Annotated in this window: 10 protein-coding genes; 6 read left to right on the forward strand and 4 right to left on the reverse strand. The window is 66.7% G+C overall.

Features of this window, described 5'->3' with window-relative positions:
• Positions 1-68: 68 nt before the first annotated feature.
• A complete protein-coding gene (locus tag HCA61_RS13060) occupies positions 69-1,622 on the forward strand; it encodes an acetyl-CoA hydrolase/transferase family protein (RefSeq protein ID WP_169688622.1) in 1,554 nt (517 codons plus the stop codon).
• A gap of 10 nt (positions 1,623-1,632) precedes the next feature.
• On the opposite strand, the gene HCA61_RS13065 is transcribed toward HCA61_RS13060, so the two are convergent.
• Positions 1,633-2,253 carry a DUF3515 domain-containing protein gene (locus HCA61_RS13065; protein WP_169688623.1) on the reverse strand — a complete coding sequence of 207 codons (621 nt, stop codon included), beginning with the start codon at positions 2,251-2,253 and terminating at the stop codon, positions 1,633-1,635.
• A gap of 111 nt (positions 2,254-2,364) precedes the next feature.
• Between HCA61_RS13065 and HCA61_RS13070 the strand changes: the two genes are divergently transcribed.
• Genes HCA61_RS13070 through HCA61_RS13080 form a run of 3 tightly spaced genes read left to right on the forward strand, consistent with a single transcriptional unit; the run spans position 2,365 to position 4,619 of the window.
• Positions 2,365-3,360 carry a thiamine-phosphate kinase gene (locus HCA61_RS13070; RefSeq protein WP_169688624.1) on the forward strand — a complete coding sequence of 332 codons (996 nt, stop codon included), beginning with the start codon at positions 2,365-2,367 and terminating at the stop codon, positions 3,358-3,360.
• A 9-nt stretch (positions 3,361-3,369) separates the two neighbouring features.
• Positions 3,370-3,891: a gamma carbonic anhydrase family protein gene (locus HCA61_RS13075; RefSeq protein WP_169688625.1), complete on the forward strand. Its 522-nt coding sequence runs from the start codon at positions 3,370-3,372 to the stop codon at positions 3,889-3,891.
• Positions 3,892-3,920: 29 nt separating this feature from the next.
• Positions 3,921-4,619 carry a uracil-DNA glycosylase gene (locus HCA61_RS13080; protein ID WP_169688626.1) on the forward strand — a complete coding sequence of 233 codons (699 nt, stop codon included), beginning with the start codon at positions 3,921-3,923 and terminating at the stop codon, positions 4,617-4,619.
• Between the two features lie 18 nt (positions 4,620-4,637).
• Here HCA61_RS13080 and HCA61_RS13085 read toward each other — a convergent pair whose 3' ends face one another.
• Both HCA61_RS13085 and rpmB read right to left on the reverse strand, forming a co-directional pair.
• Complete coding sequence (locus HCA61_RS13085) at positions 4,638-5,438, reverse strand: enoyl-CoA hydratase-related protein (protein WP_169688627.1); 801 nt, start codon at positions 5,436-5,438, stop codon at positions 4,638-4,640.
• A gap of 88 nt (positions 5,439-5,526) precedes the next feature.
• Positions 5,527-5,718 (reverse strand): 50S ribosomal protein L28, encoded by a 192-nt coding sequence (rpmB, locus tag HCA61_RS13090; protein ID WP_054720034.1) that lies wholly within the window; start codon positions 5,716-5,718, stop codon positions 5,527-5,529.
• Positions 5,719-5,909: 191 nt separating this feature from the next.
• Here rpmB and HCA61_RS13095 point away from each other — a divergent pair, with 191 nt between their 5' ends.
• Positions 5,910-7,580 carry a DAK2 domain-containing protein gene (locus HCA61_RS13095; protein WP_169688628.1) on the forward strand — a complete coding sequence of 557 codons (1,671 nt, stop codon included), beginning with the start codon at positions 5,910-5,912 and terminating at the stop codon, positions 7,578-7,580.
• A gap of 44 nt (positions 7,581-7,624) precedes the next feature.
• Positions 7,625-9,931 carry an ATP-dependent DNA helicase RecG gene (gene recG, locus HCA61_RS13100; protein WP_169688629.1) on the forward strand — a complete coding sequence of 769 codons (2,307 nt, stop codon included), beginning with the start codon at positions 7,625-7,627 and terminating at the stop codon, positions 9,929-9,931.
• Positions 9,932-9,947: 16 nt separating this feature from the next.
• Here recG and HCA61_RS13105 read toward each other — a convergent pair whose 3' ends face one another.
• Positions 9,948-10,499 (reverse strand): dihydrofolate reductase family protein, encoded by a 552-nt coding sequence (locus HCA61_RS13105; protein ID WP_169688630.1) that lies wholly within the window; start codon positions 10,497-10,499, stop codon positions 9,948-9,950.
• Between the last annotated feature and the right edge of the window lie 277 nt (positions 10,500-10,776).

Below are 10,776 nucleotides of genomic sequence, written 5' to 3' on the forward strand. Positions count from 1 at the left end.
CTGTACGTTACGGTGGCCCGGCGCGGGTGGTGTGACGGACGGATCGTTACCGCCGCTAAACTGCCCGTATGTCGATCAGCGCTGCCTCCGTTGCCCCCTCCTCGACTTCGGGACGGATCAGGAACCCGGAATTTCTCGCCAAGGTGGTCTCTGCGGAAGAGGCAGTCCGATACATCCACCCCGGCGACACCGTTGCGATCAGCGGTTTCGCCAGTGCAGGTACCCCGAAGGCCGTAACGCCGGCCCTGGCCGAGCGGATCCGCCGAGCTCGTGCAGCCGGCGATGAATTCGCCATCGGCCTGCTGACCGGTGCCTCGGTGTCGACCGAGACCGAACGTCTGCTCGCCGAGACCGAGGGTGTCGCGCTGCGGATGCCCTACCAGTCCGAGGCCACCGCGCGTGCCTCCATCAATGCCGGCCGTATGGACTACGTCGACATCCACCTGTCGCACGTTGCACAGCAGGTCTGGGAGGGCTACTACGGCACGATCGACGTTGCGGTTGTGGAGATCGCCGGCATCACCGAATCGGGTGAGTTGATCGCGGCGACCTCCGTCGGCAACAGCAAGACCTGGCTCGATATGGCCGACCGGATCGTGCTCGAAGTCAACTCGTGGATCCCCGAGGGGCTCACGGGCTGCCACGACATCTATTACGGCACCGCGCTGCCACCGCACCGTAGGCCGATCCTCCTCACCGATGTGGACGACCGGATCGGACAGCCCCACTTCACGGTCGACCCCGAGCGCGTCGTCGCGGTGGTGGAAACCCACAAACCTGACAGCCCGAGCAAGCTGACCCCGCAGGACGACACCAGCGAAGCGATCGCGATGCACGTTCTCGATTTCTTCGGCCACGAGGTGTCGGCGGGCCGTCTCCCGGCCGACACCCTGCTTCCACTGCAGGCGGGTATCGGCAATGTCGCCAATGCGGTTCTCGCCGGTCTGTCCCGCGGTCCGTACCGGGGGTTGACCTGCTATTCCGAGGTCATCCAGGACGGCATGCTGCAGCTGATCGAGGACGGCACAGTACGATTCGCCTCCGCAACTGCGTTGGCGCTGTCGGAGAGCGGCCTCGACGAATTGATGAAGAACATCGATTTCTACCGCGGCCGCATCATGCTTCGGCCCCAGGAGATCAGTAACCACCCGGAGATCGTGCGACGGCTCGGCATCATCGGCATGAACGGAATGCTCGAGGCCGACATCTACGGCAACGTCAATTCCACCCATGTAATGGGCACGCGGATGATGAACGGGATCGGCGGTTCCGGCGACTTCGCCCGCAACGGCTACCTGTCGATGTTCCTCAGTCCGTCCACGGCACGAGACGGCGCTATCTCCTCGATCGTGCCGATGGTGTCCCATGTCGATCACACCGAGCACGACGTGCAGGTGCTCGTCACCGAGCAGGGCCTTGCAGACCTGCGAGGCTTGTCGCCACGACGACGTTCACGGGTTGTCATCGACAAATGTGCACATCCCGACTATCGCGCGGAGCTGACCGACTACGTCGACCGTGCCGAAGCGGGCGAGACCGCGGGCCATACACCGCACCTGCTCGGCGAGGCGTTCGGCTTCCACCAGCGATACGAGCAGACCGGATCGATGCACTCGCGTTGAGCTCGCCGAGTCAGGGGCCTTCCACCGGTGCCGGGTCGATTTCGTGCTGTGGCAGGACATCGATCACTGCGGCCGAGATGTCTTGCAGGGGAGTCGGTCCCGAGCCGTTCGGCACTGTCAGTGCAACGTAGACCGGACGGTCCACCGCGTACCACGTGCTGGCGTCGATGCCCTGCTCGGCGCCCGACACCTCGAACCACTGGACCCCGTCGATGACCTGCAACGCAGCTGCCTGATCGAACTCGGCGGGTCGTTCGAGACCGCACCTCAGAACCACCTCCGACGCATCGGGCGCCTGCCATGCTGCGGCCCCGACCGGCGCGGGATCGGCCAGCTCGGCGCGGGCGAATTCCCCCATGCTCTCGGGAACTGCGGCGAGCAGGTCGGTGCACGAGATCGACTCTGCTTCTGGTGCAGGCACCGGTCCCAGTCCCACCGGACTGGTCACGGGATCCCGCGACACCATGATGGCAGCCACGACGACCCCCGTGAGCAGCGCGACGGGAAGCGCGACCGCGGTGGCGATAGTGGCGGGGCTACGCCGGTGCTCGTCCGCGGCCTGAGTGGTATCGGGGGTCTCGGCGGAATCGGGCGCGGTCGGATCGGGTTCGGGCGCGGAGTTGTCGTTCATGTGTTTCCCGGAATCGGAGAGTGAGCGGGTAGGAAGGTAGCGTTTGACGACGCTAGCAGGGCTTGTGCTCCGTCCGAACTACAGCCGATCGAGAAAGAGGCGCCAATCACCGTGTCGGATCCGCTCGGTTCATCCAGCAGCCCCCGCCGAGAACCCACCGTCGCCGAGGTGGGGGAGTTCCCCACGATCGTCCGCGCGACCGCCGGGCGACAACAGCCCGAGACGACGCTGGTGGGGCCGGGGCACGACGCTGCGATCGTCGCGGCGGGCGATGGCCGCGTAGCAGTCTCCACCGACATGCTCGTCGAAGGTCGCCACTTCCGCTTCGACTGGTCGTCGCCGCGGGACATCGGACGCAAGGCGGTGGCCCAGAACGGGGCGGACGTCGCCGCGATGGGAGCACGTCCCACCGCATTCCTCGTGGGTCTCGGCTGCCCGCCCGACACCCCGGTCTCGATACTCGACGAGATCTCCGCGGGTATCGGTGAAGCTGCCGAAGCGATCGGCGCAGGCGTGGTCGGCGGGGATCTCGTGCAGGCCGGACAGGTGGTTGTCTCAGTTACCGTCCTCGGAGACCTGCAGGGGCGCGCACCGTTGCTGCGCTCCGAAGCGCTCGCCGGCGACATCGTTGCACTCGCAGGCACCGTCGGGGCATCCGCAGCGGGTCTGGCTCTGCTCGAGGCGAAGCACACCGGATTCGCCGATCTCATCGACGCCCACCGGGTTCCGACACCGCCCTACGAGGCCGGCGTCAGCGCGGTACTGGCCGGGGCTCGTGCAGGCACCGACATCTCCGACGGCCTGCTCGCCGATCTCGGGCACATCGCGGTCGCGTCCGGTGTCGCGATCACCGTCGAACAGCACACCCTCGAACCCCCAGCACGCCTGAGGGCCGCGGCACACGAGCTCGGAGCCGACCCGTGGAACTGGGTCTTCACCGGCGGGGAAGACCACGCCCTGGCCGCGTGCTTCCCCCCGGGGGTGGATCTGCCGGACGGATGGCGGCGGATCGGCCGTGTGCACGACGGCAGTGGGGTGACGGTCGACGGCCGGAAGTGGGGCGCCCGGGGCGGGTGGGAAAGTTTCGGGCCGGTGAACTCGAGATAGGTTTTTCCCATGGCTGTTTACGCGCTCGGCGACCGCATTCCCGACATTCACCCCACTGCATACGTACACCCCGATGCGGTGGTCATCGGCAACGTCACCCTCGGCGCTCATGCCTCGGTGTGGCCGACCGCGGTGCTGCGGGCCGATTACGGCCGGATCGTCGTCGGCGATGAGACCAACATCCAGGACGGCACGATCATCCACTGCACCGCCATCGACGACACGATCCTCGGCGCACGATGCGTGGTCGGGCACAACACACACATCGAGGGCGCCACGATCGGTGACGGCGCCCTGATCGGCTCGGGTTCGCTCGTGCTCAACGGGTCGACGATCGGCGAGGGCGCACAGGTTGCGGCAGGTGCCCTCATCCCGCCGCGCTTCGAACTGCCGGCGCGTCGGATGGCGATGGGAATCCCCGCGAAGATTCGTGAAGGATTCGAGTTACCCGAAGGCCACTTCGATGCGAACGCGAAGATGTATGCCGCGAACGCGGACTACTACCGCACCGCCCTGCGTCGAATCGACTGACCGGACCGTATGACAGAGGAGTTCCTGACGTGAGCAAACAGACTACAGAGCGGGCGGCGAAGCCTCTGTCGGAGATCGTCGACCCGGGCTGGGCGCAAGCCCTCGCACCCGTCGCCGAAGACATCACCGCGATGGGCACCTTCCTCAGGGCGGAGATCGCAGCCGGACGCAGGTACCTTCCCGCCGGTGAGAACGTGCTGCGCGCGTTCACCCACCCGTTCGACGGCGTGCGGGTGCTGATCGTCGGGCAGGACCCGTACCCGACGCCCGGCCACGCGGTCGGATTGAGCTTCTCTGTGGCCCCGGATGTGCGGCCAATTCCGCGTAGCCTCGCCAACATCTACCGCGAGTACGGCGAAGACCTCGGATTGCCGCAGCCCACCAACGGTGACCTCACGCCCTGGTCGGAACAGGGCGTGCTGTTGTTGAACAGAGTGCTCACCGTGCAACCGGGTGAGCCCGCATCACACCGGCGTAAAGGGTGGGAGAGCGTTACCGAACAGGCGATCCGAGCGCTCGTCGCACGGGATGCCCCTCTCGTCGCGATTCTGTGGGGCCGCGACGCAGCCACCCTCCGCCCACTTCTCGGCGGGGTCCCGACCGTCGAGTCTGCGCACCCATCGCCGTTGTCGGCGTCCCGAGGATTCTTCGGGTCGAAGCCCTTCAGTCGCGCGAACGCGCTGCTGGTGGAGCAGGGTGGCGAGCCGGTGGACTGGCGTCTGCCCTAGCCGACCGGCTCGCGACGATCACTGCTGTGCGGCGTTGGCGCCGAGCGACCAATCGGGGCGGCGCTTCTCGACGAATGCGTCCACACCTTCGATGCCTGTGGGGGTTGTCGATGCTGCGGAGATCGACGCGGCCTCGGCGTCCATCTGTTCGGACAGCGACCGGTGAACGGACTCGTTCACCAGACGGTGGATTCCCGCGTAGGCCGCCGTCGGGCCGTGTGCGAGCGTGCGCGCGATCCGCAGGGCTTCTCCCTGGATCTCGTCGTCGCCCACGATGCGGCTGAGCAATCCCAGCCGGACTCCTTCCTCGGCGCTGATGACAGCGTCCGTGAGGATGAGTTCACGCGCGCGGGCGAGGCCCACCACGCGCGGCAGAGTCCACGACATGCCGCCGTCCGGGGTGAACCCGATCGACGGGTAGGCGGCCCGCAGCTTGGTTCCGGGACCTGCGAACGCGATGTCTGCGTGCAGCACGATGCTCATGCCCGCGCCCGCAGCCCAGCCGTGCACTGCAGCGACGACAGGAACTGCGATGGCGTCGAGTGCGCGAATGAAGTCGTGGAACAGGTTCGCGATGTCGAACAGGTGGGCGCTGCGGTCTTCCGCCGCAGCGAAGCCGCGGACGTTTCCACCCGCGCAGAAGTTCGCGCCCTCGCCGACGAGCAGGACTGCACCGATCTCGGGACCGGCCGAACGCAGGGCGTCGATGCCCTGTCGCATGCCTTCGGGGGACAACGACGTGCCGTGTTCGGCGGTGGCCACGGCGATCCGCAGCACACCGTCCTCCACGCGTACGAGGGACTGTTGGTTATCGGTCACTGTCGCACCATATCGGTATCGGTGGCCGAACGATCAAGGCCCCCGGTGCATTACGCACCGGGGGCCTTGATCTACATCTCGACCGGGATCAGCCGCGAGCAACCTTTCCTGCCTTCAGGCAGGAGGTGCACACGTTCATCTTGCGGGTGTTGCCCGGTGCAACCTGAGCGCGAACGCTCTGGATGTTCGGGTTCCAGCGACGATTGGTACGCCGGTGCGAGTGCGAGACCGACTTCCCGAAGCCGGGGCCCTTGGCGCATACGTCGCAGACGGCAGCCATGTCGCGAACTCCTTGTGTCTAGTGGATATCTTCTGTCTGTGCATGCTTGAGACACGGGGAGCGTAGTCACCCGTGTCAGGCAACCGGACCAGCTTAGCCAACCGGACGGCCTAAGACCAAACCGGACACGTGAACGGGGCGCGGCTAGTCTTTCCACGAGTGTACGACGGCACGGGAAAGGGGTTGATTCGGTGCTCGAAGGCGGTGAGGGCGTCGACGGTCGAGCACTGCGTCGTTGGGTCGAGTTGGCGTTGGCCACCCTCGACGAACGGTGCCACGAGATCAACACCCTCAATGTCTTCCCGGTCCCGGATGGAGACACCGGGACCAACCTCCTCGCCACGCTGCGCGCCGGTGCCGACGAACTCGGCGGACCCGTCGACGGTGCACTCTCGGTCGGAGCGGTCGCCGAAGCACTGGCCCGCGGTGCGTTCGTCGGAGCTCGCGGCAACTCCGGGGTGATTCTTGCGCAGGGACTGCGCGGCGTCGCGGACTCGATCGCGGGACTGACCGCCGTCGACGGTCGCGACTTCGCGCGTGCCCTGGACCGGGCCGCCACGACCGTGACCGATGCCCTGAGCACCCCCGCGGAGGGCACGGTCGTCACGGTGCTGCGCGCGGCCGCGGACGGAGCGGGACGCGCGGTGATCGACACGAAATCGTTGCGGGGCGCTGTCGGGGCCGCCGCCGACGCCGCGGCGACCGCGCTCGAGGTCACACCGGAACAGCTCGAGGTCCTTGCCGCGGCCGGAGTCGTCGACGCCGGCGGTCTCGGTCTGCTGATCCTGCTCGACTGCCTGGTCGAAATCGTGTCCGGCCGGCGCCCCGACCGTCACCTGCGCCTCACCAGCTCGCCCGTCGCCGACACCGGTGGGCCGGACATCCCGGATCGCGACGCTGCCGAACGGGATGGCGAGACTCAGGACTACGAGGTCATGTACATCGTCGACGGGTCCGATCGCGCGCGGATCGCGGTGCTCCGGGCCCGGCTCGACGAACTGGGCGACTCGGTTGCGATCGTGGGGGACGGTTCGGCAGGATGGTCGGTCCACGTGCACTGCTGCGACGCCGGTGCTGCGATCGAGGCGGGAGTTGCGGCGGGCAGGCTGCGCCGCATCTCGATCACCTGCTTCACGCTGCAAGCAGACCGACTCGGGCAGTGCGCACCGAGTGCCCCGAGTGCACCGAGTTCCCCGAGGTCCACGTCCGGCCGCGCGGTCCTCGCGATTGCCTCGGGTGACGGCGCGGAGGGATTGTTCGACGCCGAGGGCGCTACCGTCCTCTCCGCAGAGACAGCCGTCGACCCCCGTCTGCTGCTCGACGCGATCCGCTCGTTGCCGAGCTCGGACGTCCTCGTCCTTCCCAACGGCTGGGTGTCGGAGCAGGACGTCGTCGCAGTGGGTGCGCAGGCCCGAGACGGTCGACGCGAGGTGATGTTCCTGCCGTGTTCCTCGATGGTCCAGGGACTGGCGTCCCTCGCAGTGCACGACGCGCGGCGCGCGACCGTCGATGACGCGTTCGCGATGTCGGAAGCGGCGGCCGCGACCCGCTGGGGATCATTGCGGTACGCGACCGAACGTGCCTTGACCTGGGTCGGGACGTGTCAACCGGGAGACAGTCTCGGGCTCGCGGGACGAGATGTCGTAGTCATCGAGCATGATCTTGTGGCAGCGGGTGTGTCGCTGCTCGACAAGATCCTCGCCGCGGGTGGTGAGCTCGTGACGATGCTCGTCGGGGACGGCGCCCCCGACGGTCTCGCCGAACAACTGACCCGCCACCTCGACGACCGCCACCCGGAACTGGAGGTCGTGGTGTACCAGGGGGGACAGCGCAGCGACCTGCTGCAGCTCGGCGTCGAGTAACCGGCGACCTCGGATGGTCACCGCACGGAACGGAAGGGACGGTAGTGGCGACACTCGCGGACCGCCTAGATCATCTCCTCGGCCGGAAGACCGCAGACAAACTGTCCGACGCGTTCGGGATGACCACGGTCGAAGACCTGTTGCGGCACTACCCGCACCGCTACGCCGCGCAGGGTGCGGAACTCGGCGACACTCAACCGGCCGAGGGTGAGCACGTCACGATCATCGCCCGAGTGGAGAAGGCCGACGAGGTACGGATGAAGAGTCGCCCCGGCACCCGGCTGGCTGTGGTGCTGGTGTCCGACCGCCACCGGATCGACGTCACCTTCTTCAACCCGCACAAGGTCAAATACAACATCAAGCCCGGTGTGCGGGGCATGTTCTCGGGCACCGTGAAGTATTTCCGCGACAAGTGGAGCCTGGCGCATCCGAGTTACGTGATCCTCCCGGAGCCGCGCGAGCCCGAGGTCGGCGGCGCTGCCCCCGCACCGGGACGTGTCCGCGGCGCCGGCGCGCTGGCCGGGCTGGCGCGCAGCGCCCAAGGTGCCGACGGCATCGATATGTCGATCTTCGATCGAGCCCTCATCCCGATGTATCCGGCGACCCGCGACGTGGAGTCGTGGACAGTGATGCGGTGCGTCCGGCAGGTTCTCGATCAGCTCGATTCCGTGGAGGACCCGCTCCCGGGCGGCGTGCGCAGCGAGAATTCTCTCATCGGACTCGACGAGGCCCTGCGAACCATCCACCTGCCCGATTCCAAGAACGATGTCACCCTCGCGCGGGAACGGTTGCGGTTCGACGAAGCCGCAGCGGTGCAGTTGGTGATGGCGCGCCGGCGCCACGATGTCGAGGTTCGGAGCGCACCGAGGTGTCCGCGGCGGGCCGATGCGCTCGCTGACGAGTTCGATCGCAGACTGCCGTTCGAACTGACCGAGGGGCAGCTGTCCGTTGCGGAGGAGATCTCCGCGGACCTGTCGCAGCAGCACCCGATGAACCGATTGCTTCAGGGCGAGGTGGGTTCCGGAAAGACGATCGTCGCGTTGCGGGCGATGCTGCAGGTGATCGATGCCGGTCATCAGTGTGCGCTGCTCGCACCCACCGAGGTGCTCGCAGCCCAGCACGCACGTTCACTCACCGCGATGCTCGGCGACCTCGCCGCCGCCGGTGAACTCGGTGCCCACGAACTCGCCACTCGTATCACCCTCCTGACCGGCTCGATGAAAACAGCGCAGAAGCGGCAGGCGCTGAACGAGGCGGTGACCGGCGACGCGGGCATCGTCATCGGCACCCATGCTCTGATCGAAGACAATGTCGACTTCTTCGATCTCGGCCTGGTCGTAATCGACGAGCAGCACCGATTCGGCGTGGAACAACGCGACAAGCTGCGTTCCCGAGGCCGTGACGGAGCAGCCCCACACGTGCTGGTGATGACCGCCACCCCGATCCCGCGCACCATCGCGATGACGGTGCTCGGCGACCTCGAAGTGTCGACGCTGCGTCAGCTCCCGAAGGGGCGTTCGCCGATCGTCAGCCGTGTGGTGGCTGCGAAGGTCCATCCGACCTGGGTCGACCGCGCGTGGGAGCGAATCCGTGAGGAGGTCGCGGAAGGCCGTCAGGCATATGTCGTGTGTTCGCGAATCGGTGATGGCGATGCCGACGACGACGCCGCCTTCGATCCCGCAGCCTTCGAACTCCTCGACGAGTCCGTCACCGGGAAGAAGGGCAAGCAGAAGCCGCCCGACACGAAATCGGTCGTGCAGCAGTTCGACGAACTGGTGTCGGGTCCGCTGGCCGAACTGCGGGTCGGGTTGCTGCACGGGCGGCTCCCCGGCGACGAGAAGGACGCGGTGATGCGCGACTTCGGTGCGGGTGAGATCGACGTACTGGTGTGCACCACGGTCGTCGAAGTCGGAGTCGACGTGCCGAACGCGACGGTGATGGTGATCGTCGATGCCGACCGGTTCGGTGTCAGTCAGCTCCATCAGCTCCGTGGCCGGGTCGGCCGGGGAGGCCACCAGGGCCTGTGCCTGTTGATCACCGATACCAAGCCGGGAAGCCCGACGATGACCAGGCTCGAGGCGGTCGCAAGCACGGCAGACGGATTCGAGCTCGCCCAACTCGACCTGCAGTTGCGTCGCGAGGGCGACGTACTCGGTGTCGCGCAATCCGGAACGGTGTCGACTCTGCGTCTGCTTTCGCTCGTCGACGACGTGGAGGTGATCGCCGCTGCGCAGCGCTTCGCGCGGGACGTCACGGAGAAAGATCCGGAACTGAAGCAACATCCGGGGCTCGCGAGCATGATGGGCGCTGCGCTCGACACTACGAAAGCCGAGTTCCTCGAGAAATCGTGACCGAGGGCGACCGCCGTCAGTCGTGCAGGGTGTAGGTCAGGACTGCATTGCCCTGGCCGGTGATTCTGCTGTCGACCAGGTCGAGTCTGGTCATCGGCACGGACTCGTCGAACAGTCGTCGGCCTTCGTTGGTCACAGCGGGGTGGACGGTCAAGGTCAGTGCGTCGACGACACCGGCGAGGAACAGAGAGCGGATGGTCTCTATACCGCCGGCCACGGTGATGCCGCCCGAACCGTCCTGCTGAAGTGCTCTGACGTACTCGACTGGATCGCCGGTGATCACCGTGCTGTTCCATCCGAGTGAGTTACCGTCGCTGTCCAGCGTGCTGGTGACGACGTGTTTGCGGACGGGGTTGATGAACGCGCCGAAAGGGTCGTCGGCGCCCGGCCAGTACTCCGACCACTCCTGCCAGAGTTTTCGTCCGATGACGACATCTGTCACCCCGTCCAGCGATTCGGCCATCAACTCGCCCTCTTCGGGGCCGAAGGCGTCGAACTGGAACTTGTCGGGCGACTCGACGACGCCGTTGACGGAGCTGAACAGATGCGCGGTGGTCCTGCGGGGCATGAGCGTTGTCCTTCCTTGCGATGTGCAATGCCGGCGTCTCGGTCCCCAGTGTCTCGGATCGTCGGCTCGCGGTTACAGAAAACCGACCGTCCCACCCGACAAAATTCATCGGTGAATCCATTCGAACGCGGCATGGCGGGGCCGCGGTGTTACGGCCTTGCGACCGCGCAGGTTTCGTGTTTGTTACCAGGTGGACGACTGCATCGTTACAGTCGAGGGGGAACGCCGCAGCGTCTCGAGATGTGGAATCCCGGAGCCTGAAGTGCTGTTCGGGCGC

This window comes from Rhodococcus sp. HNM0563 (assembly GCF_012726195.1).
In the GTDB taxonomy this organism is placed as follows: Bacteria; Actinomycetota; Actinomycetes; order Mycobacteriales; family Mycobacteriaceae; genus Rhodococcus.